At 59.7% G+C, this 23,504-nt stretch carries 20 protein-coding genes and 1 pseudogene; 12 read left to right on the plus strand and 9 right to left on the minus strand.

The window, feature by feature from the left end; all coding sequences use genetic code 11:
• Positions 1 to 341: 341 nt before the first annotated feature.
• From FHW68_RS06955 to FHW68_RS06970, 4 genes are all read right to left on the minus strand, one after another.
• Positions 342 to 740, minus strand: a complete 399-nt coding sequence (locus tag FHW68_RS06955; RefSeq protein WP_183679551.1) for a putative zinc-binding protein — start codon at positions 738 to 740, stop codon at positions 342 to 344.
• Between the two features lie 73 nt (positions 741 to 813).
• The gene (locus tag FHW68_RS06960; protein WP_183679553.1) at positions 814 to 1,488 is read right to left on the minus strand and encodes a Crp/Fnr family transcriptional regulator; all 675 of its coding nucleotides are present in this window, start codon (positions 1,486 to 1,488) and stop codon (positions 814 to 816) included.
• 86 nt (positions 1,489 to 1,574) lie between these two features.
• Positions 1,575 to 2,222 (minus strand): two-component system response regulator NarL, encoded by a 648-nt coding sequence (gene narL, locus FHW68_RS06965; protein WP_095631837.1) that lies wholly within the window; start codon positions 2,220 to 2,222, stop codon positions 1,575 to 1,577.
• The gene (locus FHW68_RS06970) at positions 2,219 to 4,021 is read right to left on the minus strand and encodes a HAMP domain-containing protein (protein WP_183679555.1); all 1,803 of its coding nucleotides are present in this window, start codon (positions 4,019 to 4,021) and stop codon (positions 2,219 to 2,221) included. Before FHW68_RS06970 ends, narL begins: the two co-directional genes overlap by 4 nt.
• Before the next feature lie 303 nt (positions 4,022 to 4,324).
• Here FHW68_RS06970 and FHW68_RS06975 point away from each other — a divergent pair, with 303 nt between their 5' ends.
• The 11 genes from FHW68_RS06975 (at position 4,325) to FHW68_RS07025 (ending at position 19,060) form a co-directional block, all read left to right on the plus strand.
• Complete coding sequence (locus FHW68_RS06975; protein WP_095631839.1) at positions 4,325 to 5,629, plus strand: nitrate/nitrite transporter; 1,305 nt, start codon at positions 4,325 to 4,327, stop codon at positions 5,627 to 5,629.
• Complete coding sequence (locus tag FHW68_RS06980) at positions 5,607 to 7,004, plus strand: NarK family nitrate/nitrite MFS transporter (RefSeq protein WP_183679556.1); 1,398 nt, start codon at positions 5,607 to 5,609, stop codon at positions 7,002 to 7,004. The genes FHW68_RS06975 and FHW68_RS06980 overlap by 23 nt, the downstream gene beginning before the upstream one ends.
• Before the next feature lie 69 nt (positions 7,005 to 7,073).
• Positions 7,074 to 10,847 (plus strand): nitrate reductase subunit alpha, encoded by a 3,774-nt coding sequence (locus FHW68_RS06985; protein ID WP_095631841.1) that lies wholly within the window; start codon positions 7,074 to 7,076, stop codon positions 10,845 to 10,847.
• Position 10,848: 1 nt separating this feature from the next.
• Positions 10,849 to 12,387 carry a nitrate reductase subunit beta gene (gene narH, locus FHW68_RS06990; RefSeq protein WP_095631842.1) on the plus strand — a complete coding sequence of 513 codons (1,539 nt, stop codon included), beginning with the start codon at positions 10,849 to 10,851 and terminating at the stop codon, positions 12,385 to 12,387.
• A 2-nt stretch (positions 12,388 to 12,389) separates the two neighbouring features.
• On the plus strand, positions 12,390 to 13,145 hold the full coding sequence (narJ, locus tag FHW68_RS06995; protein WP_095631843.1) for a nitrate reductase molybdenum cofactor assembly chaperone: 756 nt from the start codon (positions 12,390 to 12,392) through the stop codon (positions 13,143 to 13,145).
• Complete coding sequence (gene narI, locus FHW68_RS07000; RefSeq protein WP_095631844.1) at positions 13,138 to 13,818, plus strand: respiratory nitrate reductase subunit gamma; 681 nt, start codon at positions 13,138 to 13,140, stop codon at positions 13,816 to 13,818. Before narJ ends, narI begins: the two co-directional genes overlap by 8 nt.
• 10 nt (positions 13,819 to 13,828) lie before the next feature.
• Positions 13,829 to 14,788 carry a peptidylprolyl isomerase gene (locus FHW68_RS07005; RefSeq protein ID WP_183679559.1) on the plus strand — a complete coding sequence of 320 codons (960 nt, stop codon included), beginning with the start codon at positions 13,829 to 13,831 and terminating at the stop codon, positions 14,786 to 14,788.
• A gap of 25 nt (positions 14,789 to 14,813) precedes the next feature.
• Positions 14,814 to 15,806, plus strand: coding sequence for a GTP 3',8-cyclase MoaA (gene moaA / locus FHW68_RS07010; RefSeq protein ID WP_183679561.1), 993 nt, complete (start codon positions 14,814 to 14,816; stop codon positions 15,804 to 15,806).
• A 346-nt stretch (positions 15,807 to 16,152) separates the two neighbouring features.
• Entirely contained in the window at positions 16,153 to 18,168 is a 2,016-nt protein-coding gene (locus FHW68_RS07015) for a ribonucleoside triphosphate reductase (RefSeq protein ID WP_183679563.1), read from the plus strand.
• Positions 18,169 to 18,200: 32 nt separating this feature from the next.
• A complete protein-coding gene (gene nrdD, locus FHW68_RS07020; RefSeq protein WP_095631848.1) occupies positions 18,201 to 18,368 on the plus strand; it encodes an anaerobic ribonucleoside-triphosphate reductase in 168 nt (55 codons plus the stop codon).
• On the plus strand, positions 18,365 to 19,060 hold the full coding sequence (locus FHW68_RS07025) for an anaerobic ribonucleoside-triphosphate reductase activating protein (RefSeq protein WP_183679565.1): 696 nt from the start codon (positions 18,365 to 18,367) through the stop codon (positions 19,058 to 19,060). The genes nrdD and FHW68_RS07025 overlap by 4 nt, the downstream gene beginning before the upstream one ends.
• Before the next feature lie 16 nt (positions 19,061 to 19,076).
• Here FHW68_RS07025 and FHW68_RS07030 read toward each other — a convergent pair whose 3' ends face one another.
• The 4 genes from FHW68_RS07030 to FHW68_RS07045 are packed head-to-tail and all read right to left on the minus strand — an operon-like array spanning position 19,077 to position 22,184.
• Positions 19,077 to 20,456 carry a 4Fe-4S binding protein gene (locus FHW68_RS07030; RefSeq protein WP_183679567.1) on the minus strand — a complete coding sequence of 460 codons (1,380 nt, stop codon included), beginning with the start codon at positions 20,454 to 20,456 and terminating at the stop codon, positions 19,077 to 19,079.
• Positions 20,444 to 21,298 carry an FTR1 family protein gene (locus tag FHW68_RS07035; protein WP_183679569.1) on the minus strand — a complete coding sequence of 285 codons (855 nt, stop codon included), beginning with the start codon at positions 21,296 to 21,298 and terminating at the stop codon, positions 20,444 to 20,446. Before FHW68_RS07035 ends, FHW68_RS07030 begins: the two co-directional genes overlap by 13 nt.
• A 22-nt stretch (positions 21,299 to 21,320) precedes the next feature.
• The gene (locus tag FHW68_RS07040; RefSeq protein WP_183679572.1) at positions 21,321 to 21,653 is read right to left on the minus strand and encodes a cupredoxin domain-containing protein; all 333 of its coding nucleotides are present in this window, start codon (positions 21,651 to 21,653) and stop codon (positions 21,321 to 21,323) included.
• On the minus strand, positions 21,654 to 22,184 hold the full coding sequence (locus tag FHW68_RS07045) for an iron transporter (protein ID WP_183679574.1): 531 nt from the start codon (positions 22,182 to 22,184) through the stop codon (positions 21,654 to 21,656). It abuts the gene before it with no gap.
• Between the two features lie 204 nt (positions 22,185 to 22,388).
• Between FHW68_RS07045 and FHW68_RS07050 the strand changes: the two genes are divergently transcribed.
• A complete protein-coding gene (locus FHW68_RS07050; protein WP_183679576.1) occupies positions 22,389 to 22,631 on the plus strand; it encodes a DUF3079 domain-containing protein in 243 nt (80 codons plus the stop codon).
• 67 nt (positions 22,632 to 22,698) lie between these two features.
• Here the strand turns inward: FHW68_RS07050 and FHW68_RS07055 are convergent.
• A pseudogene (locus tag FHW68_RS07055) lies at positions 22,699 to 23,372 on the minus strand (polysaccharide lyase family 7 protein).
• Positions 23,373 to 23,504 lie beyond the last annotated feature (132 nt).

A 23,504-nucleotide genomic window follows, 5' to 3' on the forward strand; every position in this document is an offset into this window, starting at 1 on the left:
CCGGGGACGCTCCGCGTTCCGCTCGCGACGCAAGACTTGAGTCCTGCGCATTGGTCACGCGGAGCGTCACGGGATGCATTTCCACGCGGAGCGTGGGAACGATCAATACGCGCAGGCGTTGAAGAAAGCAGGACCGGAGCGAGGCACCGAACGAAAGGGGCAAAAGCACTTTGATTACTTTCCGCCGGGCCGCGCAGGCTTTTCGAAAGTGACTCGCTGTAAAAGCGAAACCGATAGAAGCCGTTACCGCAGGAATGGATCTGTACTCCGACCAAAACTATAGGTCGGCAGTCAGTCCGCCATCGCGGGCAAGCCCGCTCCCACAGGGTCTTTGTTGTTCTTCAGGCCGTCGTTTCCTGGCGGGATACATGCTGGCGAGCATCACTGGCAATCAACTGCTTGATCCCTTCAAACAACTCATCACTCTGCGCCTGCGTGCAGTCCTCGCCATGGCGCTTGCGCAACCCGTAATGGCTAAGAATCAAATGCACATCCGCATGCAGCCCATGTTGCTTGAGGCAGTTTTCAACGCATTGCAATGGACAGCCATCCAGCGCAAAAATCCGCCGTCCCGAGCGCGCTTTGTTGACCAGCGCCGCCACATGCCCGCCGACACCGACGATGCAGGACATTTCCGCCAGGCCGCTGCGGTCCAGGCGCACGGCCAGGCTGTTGGCCAGTTGGGCGACGTTGGAGCAGCCTGAGCAGGAGTAAACCAAAGGCAGGGTTGAACGGGGCATTTGCACTCTCCGTGGATGGACGCTGCCAGTGTGCAAGACGCCTGGCATTGCGCCTTGATGACAGTCAATTCGCCTATTGGAAAGCCGCCAGCTCCTCTTCAGCGAGGATGCTGATATGGCGACGTTCCATGGCGATCAGGCCGCACTCCACCAGACGATGCAAAATCCGCGAGAAGGTTTCCGGCTGAATCCCAAGCTTCGATGCCACCAGGCGTTTGGACACCTGCAAGACAATCTGGCCGGTCACCGGGTGGCGTTCCTGGAACAGAAAATTGATCACCCGACGAGTCGCACTGGCCATGGTCAAGGTATCGATGTCGCGCAGACGCAGGTGCAGGTGAACACTCATGCTCGCCAGGATCGCCAGACAGACTTTCGGCTGGTCCTCCAGGGCATTGCGGTAATGGTTGCCGTCGATGCTCACCAGCACGCTGTCCTTCAGCGCCGTGGCGCTCACCGGGTAGAGCCGGGCCTGGCTGAACAGCAAGGCTTCGGCAAAGGTCTGGCCGGGCTGGATGATCTCTACCAGATTTTCCTGGCCTTCGCCGGTGAGCCGGTACAGCTTGACCTGGCCGCTGACCAACAAGAAAAAACGCCTGGCCGGATCCCCTTGATGCATGAGCGTACTGTGACAACTCAGGCGCTTGAGCAGGGCCAGGCTGCAGACTTCCTCGAAGACTTTTTCCGGCAATTGGCTGAACAGATGATGACGGCGTAACGTTAAAACGATGGAAGGGTGGGTCAGCATGGCGTACCTCCGCTGACCGTCATAGTAGAGAGCGCAGGCCAATTGACCTATGCCTCTGCTGGCCTACCTCTAAAGAGGAATGCCTGTCAGCCCGCACTGCGCAGATGTTCCATGGCCCACACCGCCGCCTCAACCCGCGAGCGCAAGCCGAGTTTGTGCAGCAGGTTTTTCACGTGGACCTTGACCGTCCCTTCGGTGATGCCCAGCTTGTGCCCGATGACCTTGTTACTGAAGCCGCTGGCGATGGTTTTCAGCACCTGACGCTCACGCTCGGTCAGTTCCACCACGGCCTGGCGCGGCGGCGAGCGCAGCGCCTGGGCCATGACTTGAGTCAGCCCCGGACTGATAACCAAGGCGCCGTTCAAGGCATCGCGGATGTACTGGATCAACAATTCCGGTTCCATGTCCTTGAGCAGATAACCGTCAGCATCCAGGCGCAGCGCGTCGCGAATATCGTCTTCTGCATCCGACACCGTAAACAGCAGCACTTTGCCGGTGTAGTTCATCGTCCGTAACCGGCGCAGGGTTTCGATGCCATTCATCTGCGGCATGTTGTTGTCGAGCAGGACCAGATCCGGTCGAAGCGGCTCGATCAGCCCCAGTGCTTCTTCACCTTGGCTGGCTTCGCCGACGATGAGGAAATCATCTTCGAGTTCGAGCATCTGGCGAATGCCGTGACGCATCATCGGGTGGTCGTCTACCAGCAGGATTCTGTGTTGCGGGGACGGGGTCATAGGGTGCTGCCTTCTGTTTGCTGCCCGAGAAATTCCGGGTGGAATTCCAGTTGGACACGGGTGCCTTGGGGTTCCCTGGAGAGGATTTGCAGCTGGCCGTGCAAGCTGCGAGCCCGCTCATCCATGATGTTCAGGCCATGGTGTTCGCGTTGGTCGACGTTGCCGCTGAAGCCGCGACCGTCGTCTTCGACCGACAACCTGACTGTCTCGCCGTCTTGGCGCAGTTGTAGCCAGGCGTTTTGCGCATGGGCGTGGCGCAAGCAGTTGGAGAGCGCCTCGCGGGTGATCTGCAGAATGTGGATCTGTTCGCTGGCCGATAGCTGAAAGGCCAGGGTGTCGACGTGCAAATGCACCTGGAATTCCCCGCGCCGGGAAAACTCCTCGGCGGTGTCCTTGAGTTCCTGCACCAGCCCCGCGTCGTGAATCTGCAAGCGAAAAGTCGTCAGCAATTCGCGTAACTGGCGATAGGCATTGTTCAGTCCCTCGCGCAATTCGACGGTAACGGTTTCCAGGGTCTGGACCGGTTCGCCGCGGCGCATCAGGGTCTGCATGCGGCTGACTTGCAGCTTCATGTAGGACAGGGCCTGGGCCAGTGAGTCGTGCAGCTCGCGGGCAATGATCGTGCGTTCTTCGAGCAGCAGCAGGCGATGATCCTGTTCCCGTTGGCGCTTGAGCGAGAGCGAGGTGCCAATCAGGTTGGCCAAGGCCTGGATCAGCTGGGTTTCCCAGGCTTGCATGGCATGTCCGTCGACAAAGTGTGCCTTGAGCTCACCCAGTTCACTGCCCTGGTTGCTGATGCTGAAAGTTTGCGGATTGGCTTTGTGGTGCTTCTGGCATGTGGCGCAGTCACTGCTGGCGCAGACTTCGCGGATGTTCGCACCATGCAGGGCCAGTAGCTGTTGAGCCGGTGCCTGCTGTTGGCCTTGCAGGCACAGCGACAGGCGCAAGCCAGGCAAGCGTTGCTGGAAGCGTCGAATCAACTGATCGAGACCTTCGGCATTGGCCAGGCGGGTGGCCAGGCTTCGGCTGCTTTGATACAGCAGCTCCAGGGCGGCATTGGCTTGTTGCAGGTTCAGGGTTTTCTGCCGGACCTGACTTTCCAGGGTGCGATGGGATTCTTCGATCGTCTCGGCCATGGTATTGAAACTCATGGCCAACTGGCCCAGTTCGTCCTGGGACTGATGGTTGACCCGCACCTTGAAATCGCCGCGACGAAAGCGCTGGGTGGCGTCTACCAATTCCTTGAGGGGCGTGACGACACCGTACTGCAACTCGTACAACCCGATCAGCAGGACAATCATGGTGGTGAACAAGGCCAGGCCCTGGATCGCCTGTTGCCAGCCTTGCTTTTGTTCGCTCTGGCGCTGCAACAGATTGACGAACTGGTTCAGTTGCTCAACGAAGGAATGAGCCTGGACTTGAAAGACAGCCGCATCGCCGCGCAGCAGTGCCGGGAGTAAATCCTCGTTCCATTGTTGCTGGATTTTCCCATAACTGACTTGCAGGGCGGCGGTTGGGCCATCTTCCAGCACAGCCTTGAGTGACTGGCTGGTGAGACGGGTTTGCAGGCTGTCAGTGATGGCGGCGATTTCTGCGGGCGTTGCACCCGCGGCCAGTTTCCAGCTCAGGTGATAAGTCTCCATGCGCACCGAGCCGGCGGTGTTGATGGCGGCGGCATCGCCCTGGCTGAACCAGGCGATCAGCCCGGCGCTCAGCGAACTGGCGAGCGCCAGCACGGCGATCAGGATCACCGCCAACCCGGCGCGAGCGGGCAGGGAGCTGCGCAACCAGCGCATCATCGGCGCAGGTCCCGGAGCAAATCAGGAAAACAGAGCATGTGCAGCACCAGAGTGGGTTTAGCCGCCGATCCCGGGCGCGCTACCTCTAAAGAGTTGTCGACAGTTCCTTGTCAGCAAAAGCGTCGGTAAAAACTCTTAACAAGCTGATAAATAAAGGGTTTTAAGACTCTCTTGCACTACCTCCTTGGAGGTAGGCCGCACAAGCATAGGCCTATGCCCCCTTGGGCTTCGTTGACATGGGTCAAGTTTTTGCGGGGTTGGCCTCTCTAGTCTGCCGCCATGGCTAACTGACGGGAGAGCATTGTGAACCCACCGCGAGTAAGACAAGGCTTGGTGCTGGGCATGAGCACGCTGGCCTTCACTGTGTGCTTCATGGTCTGGATGATGTTTGCCGTGCTCGGGGTGCCGATCAAGGAACTGCTCCAGCTCAACGAAACCCAGTTCGGCCTGCTGGCTGCGACCCCGGTGCTGACCGGCTCGCTGGTGCGTTTGCCGCTGGGTTTGCTGACCGACCGCTTTGGTGGGCGCAGCGTGTTCTTCCTGCTGATGCTGAGCTGCGTCGCACCGCTGTATTTGATCAGTCACGCCACCGCCTACTGGCAGTTCCTGGTGCTGGGTTTGTTCGTCGGTCTGGCCGGCGGTTCGTTCTCGGTCGGGATTGCCTATGTTGCCAAATGGTTCGACAAGGAGAATCAGGGCTTCGCCATGGGCATCTTCGGCGCCGGTAACGCCGGGGCTGCGGTGACCAAGTTTCTCGCCCCGGCACTGATCGCCGCCGGCAGCTGGCAACTGGTGCCGAAAGTCTTTAGCGCGATCCTTTTTATTACCGCGCTGCTGTTCTGGTTTCTCAGTGCCGAAAACAAGGACCACCGCAGTGCATCCGGCGCTACGTTGCGTGAGCAACTGCGCTCATTGAAAGACCCTGCGGTGTGGCGCTACTGCCAGTACTACTCGATCGTCTTCGGTGGCTACGTCGCCCTGGCCCTGTGGATGACCAAGTACTACGTCCAGGAATACGGTTTCAGCCTGCAAAGCGCGGCGCTGCTGGCGGCCTGTTTTTCCTTGCCCGGTGGCGTGCTGCGTGCCGTCGGCGGCTGGCTGTCGGATCGCTGGGGGGCGCAAAGCGTGACCTGGTGGGTGTTGTGGGTCAGCTGGATCTGCCTCTTCCTGCTTTCATATCCCCAGACTCAACTGCAAGTGCAGACCATCAACGGCCCGGTGGATTTCCACATCGGCCTGAACCCCGCGTTGTTCACTGTGTTGCTGTTCGTCATAGGCATCGCCTTCGCGTTCGGCAAGGCCTCGGTCTTCAAATACATCGCCAATGACTATCCGAAAAACATGGGCGCCGTGTCCGGCATCGTCGGCCTCGCCGGTGGCCTGGGCGGTTTCGTGCTGCCGATCCTGTTTGGCGCCCTGGTGGACCTCACCGGCGTGCGCTCTTCCTGCTTCATGTTGATGTACGGCGTGGTCTGGGTCTCCCTCACCTGGATGTACTTCAGCGAAATACGCAAAAGCGCGGTGCTGGGTAAAGCGCCGCAGCTGACCCCGTCCCCGATTTCCAGTATTGCCCTAGGAGAAGAACATGTCCGTTCTGCAAAAGCCTGACAAAGGCCCGGTCATTCATGACTGGCGCCCCGAGGACCCAGCATTCTGGGGAAGTAGCGGCAAACAGACCGCCACGCGCAACTTGTGGATTTCCATTCCTGCGCTGTTGCTGGCCTTCGCGGTGTGGATGGTCTGGAGCACGGTGATTGTGCGTTTGAACGCCATCGGCTTCAGCTTCACCACCGACCAATTGTTCTGGCTGGCGGCGTTGCCAGGGCTGTCGGGTGCGACTTTGCGCGTCTTCTATTCCTTTATGGTGCCGATCTTCGGTGGCCGGCGCTGGACCGCCCTGAGCACCGCGTCGCTATTGCTGCCATCGATCTGGATGGGCTTTGCCGTGCAGGACCCGAGCACCTCCTACAGCGTGTTCGTGTTGATTGCCTTGCTCTGCGGTTTTGGCGGCGGCAACTTTGCCTCGAGCATGTCCAACATCAGCTTCTTCTATCCCAAGTCGCAGCAGGGCACGGCCCTTGGCCTCAATGCCGGCCTGGGCAATCTGGGTGTCTCGGTGATGCAGTTCTGTGTGCCGCTGGTGATTACCTTCGGCGTTTTCGGCTTCATGGGCGGCTCGCCGCAAGCACTGCCGGACGGTGGTCAGTTGTGGCTGCAGAACGCCGGGTTCATCTGGGTGCCGTTCATTGTCCTGGTGACGGTGCTGGCCTGGTTCGGCATGAACGACCTGTCCAGTGCCCGCGCGTCGTTCAGCGAACAGGCGGTGATCTTCAAGCGCAAGCACAACTGGCTGATGTGCTGGTTGTACCTGGCGACCTTCGGTTCATTCATCGGTTTTTCCGCCGCGTTTCCGCTGCTGATCAAAACCTCGTTCCCTGATGTGATTGCCTTGAAATTCGCCTTCCTCGGCCCGTTGGTCGGTGCGCTGGTGCGGCCATTGGGTGGCTGGCTGGCGGACAAGCTCGGTGGCGCGAAAGTGACCTTGTGGAACTTCGTGGCGATGATCGCGATGGTCTTCGCCGTGATGCACTTTTTGCCGCAGAACGGCACCGGCGGCAACTTCTACGGCTTCCTCGGCATGTTCATGTTGCTGTTTATCACCACGGGCGTCGGCAACGGTTCCACCTTCCGGATGATCCCGGTGATCTTCCGTACCCAGCATGAAAAAGCGTCGGCCGGCAAACCGCCAGCCGTGCGCGAACAAGCGCTCAAGGATGCCGGCAAGGAATCGGCCGCGGTCCTGGGCTTCAGTTCGGCCATGGGCGCCTTCGGTGCGTTCTTCATTCCCAAATCCTTCGGCTCTTCGATGGCCCTGACCGGCGGCCCGGAGATGGCCTTCTACATGTTCGTCGGCTTTTACCTGAGCTGCATCGTGGTGACCTGGTGGTGGTACGCGCGCAAAGGCGCCGCGACACCCTGCTGAGACGACCCGAATTCAACCATTGCGTGGGCGGGGCACAGACTCCGCGACGAAGCCTGAGAGGACTGCACCGTGAGTCATTTACTGGATCAATTGCGGTTTTTAAACCGTAAGCAAAACGAGTTTTCCGATGGTCATGGAGAGACCCGCAAGGAGTCTCGCGACTGGGAAAACGTTTACCGTTCGCGCTGGCAGTACGACAAGATCGTGCGTTCCACCCACGGGGTGAACTGCACCGGTTCCTGCTCGTGGAAAATCTACGTCAAGAACGGCCTGATCACCTGGGAAACCCAGCAGACCGACTACCCGCGTACCCGCAACGATCTGCCGAACCATGAACCCCGTGGCTGCCCCCGTGGTGCCAGTTACAGCTGGTACATCTACAGCGCCAACCGGCTCAAGTACCCGAAAATCCGCAAGCCGTTGCTCAAGCTCTGGCGCGATGCGCGGCAGACCATGGCGCCGGTCGAAGCCTGGGCCAGCATCGTCGAGGACAAGGCCAAGGCCGATTCCTATAAAAGCAAGCGCGGCATGGGTGGCTTCATTCGTTCCAACTGGGAGGAAGTCAACGAGATCATCGCGGCGGCCAACGTCTACACCATCAAGCAATACGGCCCGGACCGGATCGTCGGCTTCTCGCCGATCCCGGCCATGTCGATGGTCAGCTACGCCGCAGGCTCGCGTTATCTGTCGCTGATCGGTGGCGCCTGCCTGAGCTTTTATGACTGGTACTGCGACTTGCCACCGGCCTCGCCAATGGTCTGGGGCGAGCAGACCGATGTGCCGGAATCGGCCGACTGGTACAACGCCAACTACATCATTGCCTGGGGCTCCAACGTCCCGCAGACCCGTACCCCGGACGCGCACTTCTTTACCGAAGTCCGCTACAAGGGCACCAAGACGGTCGCGATCACCCCGGACTACTCGGAAGTCGCCAAGCTCACCGACCTGTGGCTGAACCCCAAACAAGGCACCGACGCGGCGCTGGCCCAGGCGTTCAACCATGTGATCTTCAAAGAATTCCACCTGGACAAACCGAGCGCCTATTTCACCGATTACGCCAAGCGCTTCACTGATTTGCCGGTGTTGGTGCTGCTCAAGCAAATGGTCGACAAGGCACCGGGCGCCGGTTACCAGCCGGACCGCTTCCTGCGCGCCTCGGACCTTACCGACAACCTCGGCCAGGAAAACAACCCGGAATGGAAAACCATCGCCCTGGATGTAAACGGCGAACTGGTGTCCCCTCAAGGCTCCATCGGTTATCGCTGGGGCGAGAAGGGCAAGTGGAACATCCTGCCTCGTGAAGGTGGCGAAGGCCGTGAGATCGATCTGAAGCTGAGCCTGATCGGTGATGACGTGGCCGAAGTGGCGTTCCCGTATTTTGCCGGCGAATCCCATGAGCACTTCCAGCATGTGGCCGGCGATGCGGTGCAATACCGTCGCGTGCCGGTGCATAACGTGGTGCTGGCGGATGGCAGCGTGGCCAAAGTCGCCACCGTGTTCGACCTGTCGGCGGCCAACCTGGCGATCGATCGTGGTCTTGGTGGTGAAAACGTCGCCAAGGATTACAACGATGCTTCGGTGCCCGGCACCCCGGCGTGGCAAGAGCAGATCACTGGCGTGAGCCGCGAGAAAGCCATCCAGATCGCCCGTGAGTTCGCCGACAACGCCGACAAGACCAAGGGCCGCTCGATGATCATTGTTGGCGCGGCGATGAACCACTGGTACCACATGGACATGAACTACCGCGGGCTGATCAACATGCTCATGCTCTGCGGCTGTGTCGGCCAGACCGGTGGCGGTTGGGCGCACTACGTCGGCCAGGAAAAACTGCGTCCGCAATGCGGCTGGCTGCCCCTGGCGTTCGGCCTGGACTGGAACCGTCCGCCTCGCCAAATGAACGGCACCAGCTTCTTCTACGCCCACAGTTCGCAATGGCGCCACGAGAAGATGAGCATGCACGACGTGCTCTCGCCATTGGCCGATAAATCACAATTTCCCGAGCATGCCCTGGACTACAACATCCGCGCCGAACGCGCCGGATGGTTGCCAAGCGCACCGCAACTGAACACTAACCCTTTGCACATTTGCCGCGACGCGGCGGCTGTCGGCATGGAGCCGAAAGACTACGTGGTCAAGTCGCTGCAGGACGGTTCGCTACGTTTCTCCTGCGAACAGCCGGACAGCCCGGTCAACTTCCCGCGCAACATGTTCATCTGGCGTTCCAACCTGCTGGGCTCCTCGGGCAAGGGCCACGAGTACATGCTCAAGTACCTGCTCGGCACCAAGAACGGGGTGATGAACGAAGACATCGGCCAGGTCGGCGACTGCAAACCCGAAGAAGCCGAATGGGTGGACGAGGGCGCCATCGGCAAGCTCGATCTGGTCACCACGCTGGACTTTCGCATGTCGTCGACCTGCGTCTATTCCGACATCGTCTTGCCGACCGCGACCTGGTACGAAAAAGACGACATGAACACCTCGGACATGCACCCGTTCATTCACCCGTTGTCGGCCGCCATCGACCCGGCCTGGGAATCGCGTTCCGACTGGGAAATCTACAAAGGCATCGCCAAGGCGTTTTCCAGCATGGCGGTCGGGCATCTGGGCGTTGAAAAGGATCTGGTGACCATCCCGCTGATGCACGACAGCGTTGGCGAACTGGCTCAGCCGTTTGGTGGCACCGACTGGAAAAGCGCCGGCGTGGCCCCGGAGCCGGGCAAGAATGCGCCGAACCTGCATGTGGTGGAGCGCGATTACCCGAACATCTACAAACAGTTTTCGTCGCTGGGGCCATTGCTGGAAAAACACGGCAACGGTGGCAAGGGCATCAACTGGAACACCGACGCTGAAGTGAAATTCCTCGGTGCGCTCAATCACAAAGAAGGGGCTGTGGGTATCAGCCAGGGTCGGCCGAAAATCGACTCGGCGATCGATGCTGCAGAAGTGATTCTGTCCCTGGCGCCGGAAACCAATGGCCATGTCGCCGTCAAGGCCTGGGCCGCGCTGTCGGAATTTACCGGCATCGATCACAGCCACCTGGCGCTGTCCAAGGAACACGAGGCGATTCGTTTCCGCGACATTCAGGCACAGCCGCGCAAGATCATTTCCAGCCCGACCTGGTCGGGTCTCGAAGACGATCACGTCAGCTACAACGCGGGCTACACCAACGTTCACGAAGCGATCCCATGGCGCACCATCACCGGTCGCCAGCAGTTCTACCAGGATCACCCGTGGATGCAGGCGTTCGGCGAGCAACTGATGAGTTATCGCCCGCCCGTCAACACCCGCACCATCGAAGGGGTGAAAGGCAAGCGCAATAACGGCCACAAGGAAATCGTCCTGAACTGGATCACCCCGCACCAGAAATGGGGCATCCACAGCACCTACAGCGACAACCTGCTGATGCTCACCCTCAGCCGTGGCGGGCCGATTGTCTGGCTCTCGGAGAACGACGCGAAAAGCGCCGGCATCGAGGACAACGACTGGATCGAGTGCTTCAACGCCAACGGCGCACTGACCGCCCGGGCGGTGGTCAGCCAGCGTGTCAAGGACGGCATGGTGATGATGTATCACGCACAGGAACGGATCGTGAACGTACCCGGTTCGGAAACCACCAAGACCCGTGGCGGCCACCACAACTCGGTCACCCGCGTCGTGCTCAAGCCGACCCACATGATCGGCGGCTATGCCCAGCAAGCCTACGGTTTCAACTATTACGGCACGGTCGGTTGCAACCGCGATGAATTCGTCGTGGTGCGCAAAATGGCCAAAGTCGACTGGCTCGATGGTTCGTCCGGCGATGATCTGCCGCGTCCTCTGCCGACCGATATCGAGGAGAACTGAAATGAAGATTCGCTCACAAATCGGCATGGTTCTGAACTTGGACAAGTGCATCGGTTGCCACACCTGTTCAATCACCTGCAAAAACGTCTGGACCAGCCGCGAAGGCATGGAATACGCCTGGTTCAACAACGTTGAATCGAAACCCGGGATCGGTTACCCGAAAGAATGGGAAAACCAGGACAAGTGGAAGGGCGGCTGGATCCGCAACGCCAACGGCACGATCAACCCGCGCATCGGCGGTAAATTCCGCGTGTTGGCCAACATTTTTGCCAACCCGGACCTGCCGAGCCTCGACGATTACTACGAACCCTTCGACTTCGATTACCAGCACCTGCACACCGCGCCGCTGGGCGAGCATCAGCCCACCGCGCGTCCGCGTTCGCTGATTTCCGGCAAGCGCATGGAGAAAATCGAGTGGGGCCCGAACTGGGAAGAAATCCTCGGCACTGAATTCGCCAAACGTCGCAAGGACAAGAACTTCGACAAGATCCAGGCGGACATTTACGGCGAGTACGAAAACACATTCATGATGTATTTGCCGCGCCTGTGCGAGCACTGCCTCAACCCGACGTGCGCCGCATCGTGCCCGAGCGGTGCGATCTACAAGCGTGAAGAAGATGGCATCGTCCTGATCGACCAGGAGAAATGCCGTGGCTGGCGGATGTGCATCAGCGGCTGCCCGTACAAGAAAATCTACTTCAACTGGAAGAGCGGCAAGTCCGAGAAATGCATCTTCTGCTACCCGCGGATCGAAGCCGGGATGCCGACTGTTTGCGCCGAAACCTGCGTCGGGCGCATCCGTTACCTCGGTGTGCTGCTGTATGACGCCGACCGCATCAGCGAAGTGGCGAGCACCGCCAACGAACAGGACCTGTACGAGAAACAACTGGAGATCTTCCTCGATCCGAATGACCCGGCAGTGATCCGTCAGGCCCTGGCCGATGGCGTGCCGCAGTCGGTGATCGATTCAGCCCAGCGTTCGCCGGTCTACAAAATGGCCGTGGACTGGAAACTCGCGCTGCCGCTGCACCCGGAATACCGCACCTTGCCGATGGTTTGGTACGTGCCGCCGCTGTCGCCGATCCAGAACGCCGCCACTGCCGGCACCGTGGGTATGAACGGGGTGATCCCGGATGTCGACAGCCTGCGTATTCCACTCAAGTACCTGGCCAATCTGCTGACGGCAGGCGATGAAAAACCGGTCAAGCGTGCACTTAAACGCTTGCTGGCGATGCGTGCTTACAAACGTTCCGAGCAAGTCGATGGTGTTCAGGATCTGCAAGTACTCAAGGATGTTGACTTGAGCGTGGCCCAGGTCGAGGAAATGTATCGCTACCTGGCGATCGCCAACTATGAAGACCGCTTTGTGGTACCGAGCGCGCACCGTGAAGACGCCATGAGTGACGCCTTTGCCGAGCGCTCCGGTTGCGGCTTCAGTTTCGGCAGCGGCTGCAGCGGTAGCTCCGACACCAACATGTTCGGTGCGAAGAAAGCCAACCGCCGCGACGTTCTGAAAACCGTTCAGTTGTGGGAGGAGTGAGCATGCAGATTCTCAAAGTGATTTCGCTGCTGCTCGATTACCCGACCGAGACGCTGATTGACGGTCGTGACGAACTGGAGCAAGCGATCATCCAGTCACGGGAAATCAGCCCTAAACAGCGCGGCGCGTTGTTCGAATTGCTCGAGCTGATCTGCGCCAATGACCTGATGGACGGGCAGGAGCACTACGGTGCGCTGTTCGGCCGAGGGCGCTCGTTGTCGTTGCTGTTGTTCGAACACGTGCACGGCGAATCCCGTGACCGTGGTCAGGCCATGGTCGACATGATGGCGCAATACGAAGCCGCCGGTTTTGCCATCGGCGTCAAAGAGCTGCCGGACTATATCCCGCTGTACCTGGAGTTCCTGTCCACCCGCGAAGACATCGAGGCCCGCGAGGGCCTGGCGGATGTTTCGCATTTGCTGGCCTTGCTCGCGGCGCGTCTGGAAGAGCGTGAAAGCGCCTATGCCAGCTGCTTCCGGGCGCTGCTGCAAATCGCCGGGGCAGAACCGCATCAGGCAGTGGCCGACCTGCGAGCGCAGGTGGCGGCGGAACCGCGTGATGACTCCCTCGAAGCCCTCGACAAGATCTGGGAAGAGGAGGCCGTGGACTTTCTCCAGGCCGAACAGCAGGACCGTTGCAGTGGGCTGCCAAGCGCACCGGGCAAGGCTCGGGAAGAAAGCGCGGTGCCGTTGCACTGGGTGGATTTTCAGCATGAAGGGCTGGCCGCCGCGCCAGCCCAGGAGGTCAGTAATGTCTAAATGGAATCTGTTGTTGTTCGGGATCTATCCTTACGTCGCCCTGGCCACTTGCCTGATTGGCAGCTGGGCACGCTTCGACCTGTCGCAATACAGCTGGAAGGCAGGTTCGAGCCAGATGCTCAACCAAGGCGGCATGCGGGTGGCGAGCAACCTCTTTCACGTCGGTGTGTTGTTCGTGCTGGCCGGACACTTCGTTGGCCTGCTGACGCCTGCGTCGGTTTATCACCACGTGATCAGCACTCAGAACAAGCAATTGCTGGCGATGGTGTCCGGCGGGTTCTTTGGCCTGTTGTGCCTGATCGGCCTGCTGATGCTGGTCAACCGGCGGCTCAACGATCCTCGGGTACGTGCCACCTCCAGCCCTTCGGACATCCTGATTCTGCTGGTGCTGCTGGCGCAATTGCTGCTCGGTCTGCTGACAATTGTCGCCTCCACCGGCCACATGGATGGCTCGGTGATGGTGAGTCTCGCGGATTGGGCGCAGAACACCGTGCTATTGCGGCCGATGGAAGCCGCGGCGGCCATTGAGCCGGTCGGGTTGATTTACAAGTTGCACGTGTTCCTGGGATTGACCCTGTTTGTGCTGTTCCCCTTCACCCGTCTCGTACACATGATCAGCGCACCGATCTGGTACCTGGGGCGCCGTTATCAAATCGTTCGTCAGAAGTACTGAGGAGACAATCATGTCAGGTGGATGTGGATGTGGTGGTGGTAACGGCGGTAGCGGTGGCTGCGGGTCTTCGAAAAAAACCGAGGACGTGCTCGACATCGCGCCGCTCGCACAGGCGCAGTTTGAAGCCCTCCCGGTTGAGCCGGCGGCTACCCCCGACGCTCCGGCGCAGTTGATCGCCAGTAGCGAACAGGAGTGGCCGATCATCAGCGTCAATGAGGTATCGATCACCCCGGAGGCAATGGCCCAGGAGCTGCAATATCACCCGGCCGAAAGCCGCGAAGAGGCGGTGTACCTGGCCGCTCGGGCTTTGGTGATCCGCGAGTTGTTGCAGCAGCGCATCGCCGAGCTCGGCGTGTCGCTGGAGATTGGCGCTGGCGAGAATGAAGAAGAAGCGGCGACGCGCTTGTTGCTCGAACGCGAGGTGCAGGTACCGCAGTGCGACGAGGAAACCAGCCTGCGCTACTACGAAAACAATCGCGGGCGCTTTCACAGCGCACCGTTGCTGGCGGTTCGGCACATCCTGCTTGAATGTGCGCCGGATGATGTCGAGGCGCGTGCTGTTGCCCATGATCAGGCGCAAGTTCTGCTGCAACGTCTGGAGGACTTTCCCGGCAGTTTCGCCGAGCTGGCCATGACATATTCGGCCTGCCCGTCGAAGGCCCAAGGCGGTTCTCTGGGGCAGATCAGCAAGGGCCAGACCGTGCCTGAACTGGAGCGTCAGCTGTTCACCCTGGCACCAGGCCTGGCCAGCAAACCGCTGGAAAGTCGCTACGGCTGGCATGTGGTCAGTGTCGATCAGCGGATCGAAGGCATGCCCTTGCCCTATGAAGTGGTGTCGACGGCGATCCGCACGCAGTTGCAGCAAGGCGTCTGGCAAAAAGCGCTGGTGCAGTACCTGCAAACCCTGATCGGTGCGGCGGATATTCGCGGCATCCATTTGCAGGGTGCCGACTCACCGCTGGTGCAGTGAGCATCGAGGCAAACCGGGAGATGTGATGAACGTTGTCATGCAGGATGGCTTTGGACGGCAGATCGATTATCTGCGGATGTCGGTGACGGACCGGTGTGATTTTCGCTGTGTGTATTGCATGGCGAAAAACATGACTTTCCTGCCCCGTCAGCAGGTGCTGACGCTGGAAGAGTTGCAGCGTCTGGCAACGCTGTTCGTCGGGTTGGGCGTACGCAAAATCCGCCTGACCGGCGGCGAGCCGCTGATTCGTCCGGGCATTGTCGAACTGTGCCGCAACATCGCCGCGTTGCCCGGTTTGCGCGAACTGGTGATGACCAGCAATGGCTCGCAACTGAGCCGCCTGGCCCGGCCGTTGGCGGAGGCGGGGGTCAAGCGGATGAACATCAGCCTCGATAGCCTGGACGGACAGAAGTTTCGTGCGATCACCCGCATCGGCGATCTTGACCAGGTGCTCAACGGTATCGAAGCGGCGCGGGACGCGGGGTTTGAGCGGATCAAGCTCAACTGCGTGGTGATGAAAGGGCGCAATTTCGATGAAGTCCCGGCGCTGGTGCAATACGCCATCGACCAGCGCATCGACATCAGTTTCATCGAAGAAATGCCCTTGGGCGATGTCGGCCGTTACCGGGGCGAATCGTTTTGTTCCAGTGACGAGGTCCGGGCGCTGATCGCCAGCCAGCATCGGTTACTCGACAGCGCTGAAAACAGCGGCGGACCGGCGCGCTACGTGCGCCTGGAACGCCATCCTGATACCCGGATCGGTTTTATTTCGCCCAACAGCCACAACTTTTGTGGCAGCTGTAATCGGGTGCGGATGACGGTTGAAGGGAAGCTGTTGCTGTGTCTGGGGCAGGACGATGCGCTGGATTTAAGAGGATTGCTGCGGCGTTATCCGCTGGATGACCAGCCCGTGATCAACGCGGTGCAGAAGGCCTTGCGCGGCAAGCCGTTGCGCCATGATTTCAGTCCTGAAGGGGAGGTGCAGATTGTGCGGTTCATGAACATGAGTGGCGGTTGATCCTTGAAGGTAATGCCGGTCAGTTCTGGCAGCTACGCGGACAGTAGCAGCTGGCGAAGCCTGCGTTCGGCTGCGCAGCAGTCGCAATCGGATCGTCCCGGTTAACCTGAAACACCGCAGCGCCTGATCTTACGACTGCTACGCAGCCGAACGCAGGCTTCGCCAGCTGCTACAGGGAGTCTGTAGCCTGAGTTTGTTGACCCACTGGAATTAGCCGCCGCTGGCGGTTTTTTTCACCGCCAAATCTTGATATCGATCAATTGCAGATCAGCCCTTTGTCCGTAGTCTTCACTGCATGTTGTGTTTGTTTTTATTTAAACATCTATATGTAGTATCTGGAGGCCGAATGCAGAGCACGCTGATCTCAGTAGGATGTAACCGCTTGCACAAGCGCGATGGCAGTCTGGTCGCCTTCGATGCGGACAAGATCCGTCAGGCGTTGATCGCTGCCGGCAAGGCAACCGGGGAGTACACCGAGGTTGAGGTTGAAGGTTTGCTTCAGGCGGTACTCGCCCGGCTGGACGGACTGCCAAGGCTGCATGTCGAGCAGATCCAGGACCGTGTCGAACGGGTGTTGATGGACGCCGGTTTTTTCTTCGCCATGCGCGCCTACATCGTCTACCGCGAACAACACGGGCGTTTGCGTCGCGACCGCCGGACCATGGTCGAAGTGGCGACCTCGATGAACGAGTACCTGGACCGTGAAGACTGGCGGGTTCAGGCCAACGCCAATCAAGGCTACTCACTGGGCGGGCTGGTGTTGAACGTATCGGGCAAGGTCACTGCCAACTACTGGCTGGACGAGGTGTACAGCGAGGCCATCGGCCAGGCCCACCGCGAGGCGGATTTGCATGTGCATGACCTGGACATGCTCGCCGGCTACTGTGCTGGCTGGTCGCTGCGCACCCTGTTGCACGAAGGGCTCAACGGTGTGCCGGGGCGTGTCGAAGCCGGTCCGCCGAAGCACTTGAGCAGCGCGCTGGGGCAAATGGTCAATTTCCTCGGCACCCTGCAAAACGAATGGGCCGGGGCCCAGGCGTTCAGCTCGTTCGACACCTACCTCGCGCCCTATGTGCGCAAGGACCAGCTGAGTTATCAAGAGGTGCGCCAGGCGATCCAGGAGTTCATCTATAACCTCAACGTTCCTTCGCGCTGGGGCACCCAGACGCCGTTCACCAACCTGACGTTCGACTGGGTATGCCCGCAGGATTTGCGTGAGCAGATACCCGTCATCGGTGGGGAGGAAATGCCGTTTGCCTATGGCGACCTGCAACTCGAAATGGACCTGCTCAACCGCGCCTACATCGAAGTCATGCAGGCTGGCGATGCGAAGGGGCGTGTGTTCACCTTTCCGATCCCGACCTACAACATCACCCATGATTTTCCGTGGGACAGTGAAAACGCCGACCGCTTGTTCGAGATGACCGCGCGTTACGGCCTGCCGTACTTCCAGAACTTCCTCAATTCGGATCTGCAGCCCAATCAAGTGCGTTCGATGTGCTGCCGCTTGCAACTCGATGTGCGGGAGTTGCTCAAGCGCGGCGGCGGTTTGTTCGGCTCGGCGGAGCAGACCGGGTCGCTCGGCGTGGTGACCATCAACTGCGCCCGTCTGGGCTATGTGTTCAAGGGCAATACCAGTGGTTTGTTGCAGCGCCTGGACGCATTGATGGCGCTGGCGATGGAGAGCCTGGAGGTCAAGCGCAAAGTCATTCAGCATCACATGGACGCCGGTTTGTACCCTTACACCAAGCGTTACCTGGGCACCTTGCGCAACCATTTTTCCACCATCGGCCTCAACGGCCTGCATGAAATGCTGCGCAATTTCACCGGTGACGAGGAGGGTATGCACACCGAACAGGGCCGCAAGTTTGCCCTGAACATGCTCGACCATGTACGCGCCACGTTGCTGCGTTTCCAGGAGGAAACCGGTCATCTCTATAACCTGGAAGCGACACCGGCGGAAGGCACCACGTACCGCTTCGCCAAGGAAGACCTCAAGCGCTATTCGGACATTCTCCAGGCCGGCAGTGTGCAGGCGCCGTATTACACCAACTCCTCGCAATTGCCTGTGGGCTATACCGAAGACCCCTTCGAGGCCCTGGAACTTCAAGACGAACTGCAATGCAAATACACCGGCGGCACGGTCTTGCACCTGTACATGGCCGAGCGGATTTCTTCGACCCAGGCCTGCAAGCAACTGGTGCGCAAAGCCCTGGGCCGCTTCCGCCTGCCGTACCTGACCGTGACCCCGACCTTCTCGATCTGCCCGGTGCACGGCTATCTCGATGGCGAACATGAGTTCTGCCCCAAATGCGACGAAGTCCTGCTACTGCAAGCGCAGAAAGCCGGCGCTGTTCATTGATTTCGATCCACTCAACCGCAAGGAGCTTCACCATGACTGCATCGCAAACACTGCCCCAGGCTCAACGTCAACGCTGCGAAGTCTGGACCCGGGTGATGGGCTATCACCGTCCGGTGTCGGCGTTCAATCCGGGTAAACAATCGGAGCACCGTGAGCGGGTGCACTTCACAGAAAGCGCGACGCTGGCCGGGCGCCAATGAGTCGAATGCTTCGGGTCGGGGGCATGGTGCCCCTGACCACTATCGACTATCCGGGACAGCTCGCCTGCGTGCTGTTTTGCCAGGGTTGCGCCTGGCGTTGTCGTTATTGTCACAACCCGCAGCTGATTCCCCCTCGTGGCAGTGAGGAAGTGGATTGGCGGCGGGTTTTGGCATTTCTGCAACGTCGTCAGGACCTGCTTGATGCCGTGGTGTTCAGCGGCGGTGAGCCGACTCTGCAGGACGGTTTGCTCAGCGCCATGGACGAAGTGCGGGACATGGGATTTCGCATTGGCTTGCACAGCGCCGGCATCAAACCTGCTGCCTTTGCCAAGGCTCTGATCGGGGCTGATTGGGTCGGTTTCGATGTCAAGGCGTTGCCCGAGGATTGCCAGGCCATCACCCGGGTCGAGGGCAGCGGCACCGCCAACTGGCGCAGCCTCGAGCATCTGTTGGCCAGTGGTGTCGATTACGAATGTCGCACCACCGTGCATTGGCATTTGTTCGAGCCGGCGCGTCTGCTGATCCTGGCAAAACGCTTGAATGCGCTTGGCGTCAAACGCTTCGCCGTGCAACTGGTTCGCACCGAGCGGATGTTCGATCCGCTGTTGCCGAGCGTTTCGGCTCAAGCATTGCTGCCAGCGTTGTGGGAGGCGATGCGCGAGTTGTTTCCAGCCTTCGTGTTGCGGGGGTAACGGGGGGCTGGGGAACTCAAGCCCAGCCCCAGAATTGCAACCACCAGCCAAATCCCACCATGCCTTCGGCCAGGAGCAGGCAAGCGATGGCGGACCCGCGTCGCCCCCGGGAAAGATTTTCGCGACTCAGCCGTTTCCAACCCAGTAGCAGGCTCCAGCCCATCGCAGCCAATAACAGACAGGCCCTGGCCGGTTGCACCCACTCCAGCAGCAGCCCTTCATAGCGCAGTAATTTGACAGTGGTGGCCGACAGCCCGAGAAACAGGCCGGCACCGCCCAAGGGCGTGAGTGTCAGCGCCAGGGGCCAATACAGAGTGCGATTCCGCGCCAGTCGGGCCGCCAGGTGCAGAAGCAGCATCAACGCCGTGCCAAGCACGATCGAGCTCAAACTCAGGTAAGCGACGATGCTGAAACCGTCGAGCCAACTGAAGCTGTCGTTGAGCTGCGGGTAATGGGTGAGCAGCCACCAGGGAGCGTTGTCCTGCAGGGCCCAGAGTTGGTCGTGTTCGACCAGCCACTGGGCGAGGAATTGTTTGAGGGCGACAAACCATGGGCTGACCGTCCACTGAAATGCGCCCATGGCCAAGCCGATTACGCCGAACAGCAGCAAGTGTGTATCCCAAGGGGACAGCGTCTGCGCCGTCGCGTGGAGAATCTCCTGATTGCTGGAGCGGGCGATCAGTTGCACGGCACCGCGTTGCCCGCTGCAGCGTCCGCAGGCGTGGCAATCACTGGCGCCTTGCAGGCGGCGGATATCGAGCAGGGGCGCGCAGTTGGGTGGCGGCAGGCGCGGTGCGGCATTTTCGATCCAGCGTTGTTCATCGACCTGAAAGTGCACCGGGGCGAGCCGGGCGAGCAGGGCGAAGACACCGCTGACCGGGCACAGGTAGCGGCACCAGACCCGCTTGCCTCGGGCGAACAACAACCCGACGATGACCGCTGCGACGGTCGAACCGCCCAGAATCAGCAGCGCAGCCTGGGCGTAGTCATAGACGCTGATCAATTGGCCGTAGAGAGTCGTCAGGCAGAACGCCAAGGTAGGCCAGCCGCCCCAACGCAACCAGCGCGGCACCCCCAGGCCTTTACCGTAATGGCTGGCCCATTCGCTGAGCGAACCTTCCGGGCACAAAACTCCACACCAGAGTCGGCCGAACATAACGATCGACAGCAACACGAACGGCCACCAAATCCCCCAGAACAGAAACTGCGCGAGCAAGGTCAGGTTGTCGAGTATTCGTTCCTGGCTGTCTGGCAGCGGCAACAGCGCCGGGGTCATCAACAGCACCGCGTAAAACAGTACAACAGCCCACTGCACCGCACGGATGACAGGCGCATGGCGACGCATCCCGTCACCCAGGCGCTGGAGCCATCGATTGCGCCGGCTCAGGTCGGGCATGGCAGGTTTTCCGCGGTTCGTTGCCGTAGCCAGCCGCCGACGGCCAGCCAATAACCGACCCACACCAACAAGGTCAGGCCACTGGGGCTTGCCCGATAACCGGCGAACCCGGCAAGAAAGCCACCCAATCCCTGACTGTCGCTCAGCAACATGCTGCTGTCCCAAAGCGCTTCGCCAACGAGGCGGTAAACCACGTCCGGCAAATCCAGGGCAAGCAGTTGGCCGCCGATGCGTTCGGTGCCGCTGACCAGTAACGCTGCGCCGAGCATGAGCAGGATGACTTCGCTGATGGCAAAGAATCGCTGCCATGAAATGAATCGACGACTGCTGTGCAGCAGCATGATGGTCAGCGCCGACAGCACCAGTCCCAATACGCCGCCGACGGCAAACAAACCAAGCTGCGGACCTCTCAACCGGGCGCCGGCGCCATAGAGAAAAACCACCGTTTCGCTGCCTTCGCGACTGATCGCGAGCATGGCCAGCAGTAATAGACCCACGCCACCTTGTCGAGCCAGATGGCTATCGGCGTGTCGTCGCAAATCGTGGTTGAGGTTGCGTCCGTGGCGATGCATCCAGCCCACCATCTGCACCATCAACAAACTTGCAACCAACGCAAGTGTGGCCTGGAACCATTCGCTGGCCGACCCGCTCATGGCCTCACCGGCAAACAGAATCAACACCGCCAGCAGGCCCGAGAGCATCAACCCCAGCACCACACCGGCCCAGAGGAATTTGACCAGACGATTACGCTGGCCTTGCTGGCTGGCCCAGGCCTGGAGAATCCCGATCACCAGCAAGGCCTCGACGCTTTCGCGCCAGACGATGAACATTGATTGATTCATGCAAGCTCCGTGCGCTAGCAGGTTATTTCGCGAGGATGCCGCCCTCGGGCAATTGCGGATTGAACTCGTCGAAGAAGGGGTAGTGGCCGGGCCTCAGGGGGTGAATGACCACGAAGGTCGTCACCCCCGGCGACAAGACTTTTTCAACCCGCAACGGCGTGCTCTCGAACTCGGCCGGTCCTTGGCCGACGTTCTTCAGAACAATCTTGAAGCGCTGTCCGGCCGGCACCTCCAGCAAGGCCGGCGTGAAGTGGCCATCGCGAAGGATCAGCTCAAAACTGGGTAACTGGGCATAAGCCGTCACTGGCACGACGGCTCCGGCGAGGATCAACCAGGCAATGCGCAGGCGCTTCATTCAATAGCCGCCTTTTTTACCGATGCCGGCGTAGATGAATTCGTAGTGCAGTTCGCAGCGTTCAAACCAGGGCGCGACACCGGTTTCCTTATCGGTGTGACGCCCGAGCGAACCATGACCGCCAGGCGGCAGGACGGTGAACGTCAGTTGATATTTACCGGGGCCAAGCAGCTTCACATTGTCGCCATAGTGCGGACCGTCATTGGCCACCATGGCGTGGAAATCACCGTTGATCTCGGGGGCGCTGCCCGGTTTTTTCAGGTTGAAAGAGACATTCAGGTAAGGCACGAAACTGCCTTCCTGAAAGCCCTGCCGGTTGTCCGCAGTGGCGCGAATATCGGCTTCCAGGTGGACGTCGGAATCCGCCGTGGCGCGCATCATCCCCGCAGGTGCCATTTCTATCGGCTGCAAATACACCGCCCCGACTTCCAGCCCGGGACACAACTGTGGTTCCCCGATCGGGTATTCCTTGGCGTGAGCCAGCGGCGATAGCAAGAGCAGGGCGAGGGACAGCGAAAAAGGGGTACGCATAATTAGCTTCCTGGGCACTGACAAGTAGGAGCCCGAGTCTAGGAAGCTTTGCTGCGAACAATAATGATTGTTATCAAGTTTTGAATAATTAAAGGGTTGGTTCAGTGCGCAGGGGGCTCGATGTCGATTCTTGACAGGCATCAAGGCTGGTGTCGCGCAAGGGCTGTAGCTTGGGAAAACGCCACTCAATGATCGGAGATCGGCATGGCCAAGAACTTCCCCGCCAACCCCAAACACCCCGAACGGATCTGTTGGGGATGCGACCTTTACTGTCCGGCAAAGTCCCTGGCGTGCGGCAATGGTTCGGAACGCACGATGCATCCAGTGGAGATGTTTGGAGAGGATTGGCAACTGCCTGGCGATTGGGGCCTTGGTGCTGTCATTACTACAGACAAGGTGGTGGATGACTTTCAAGCGCTGCCTGATGCGCCGCGCGCAAAGGGTTGATCCGCTTTTCGTAGGAGCCAGCGGTGCATCGATCGCCACACCGCTGGCTCCTATAGACTGCAGGATATCAAGCGTGGGTGATGGAAAGGTCGCTGATGATGCACACCGAACCGTCTTCGGGGTCGGTGGTATCGGAGTAATCGATCTGGTTATACACACCGCCGTGGAAGGCCAGCGTTTTGGTGTCCCAGGTGTTGTCGAGGCGCATGATTGCGGAGGTCGATTTGACCCCGTTGCAGCTCGCCGAAACGGAGACAGCGCCGCTCGAATTGGCGTGAATGTTGATTTTGAAAAGTGCACCGAGCGGCACGTTTTCCAGAACCGTCGTGTTCACCGGATCTTCTTGAAGATAATTCGACCGGAACACCATAGTGATTCGGCCTTTGTTCCAAAACACTTTCACCGGTGGTCGCTCTGAACCCTGCACATGAATCTGGCCGATCACGACCTTCTGCAGCGAGTTGACCTTCGTCAGGCGCATTTCTTGTCGATTCCAATGGTCAGCAGCGCTGGCGAACAGCCAATAACCCGGCTCCTTCCACTCGCAGCGGGTTCGGTGCGTGCTTTTGCTCGAAGCGCCGAGCGTCGGCGCCATCATTTGCAGCGAACCATCTGGAAGCATCGAAATGACTTCCGGGCATTCAAGCAGTGCCCGCCAGCCGATGAGCTCAAGTGCGATGGGGTTGGTGTCGGAGATAGGAAGCGGTGTAGCGATTGTGTGTTGCTGATGTCTATGGTCATGGTCATTTTCCTTAATTCATTTTGATGTCACCTTTTGCTCCGTTGAGCCCCATTCTCAGTCGCGCCTTCCGCACAAAAAAACGCCGCTCACTGAGCGGCGTTTTTGTTGCAGAACCTCGCGGCTGACCTTGG

This window comes from Pseudomonas sp. Tn43 (assembly GCF_014192635.1).
In the GTDB taxonomy this organism is placed as follows: domain Bacteria; phylum Pseudomonadota; class Gammaproteobacteria; order Pseudomonadales; family Pseudomonadaceae; genus Aquipseudomonas.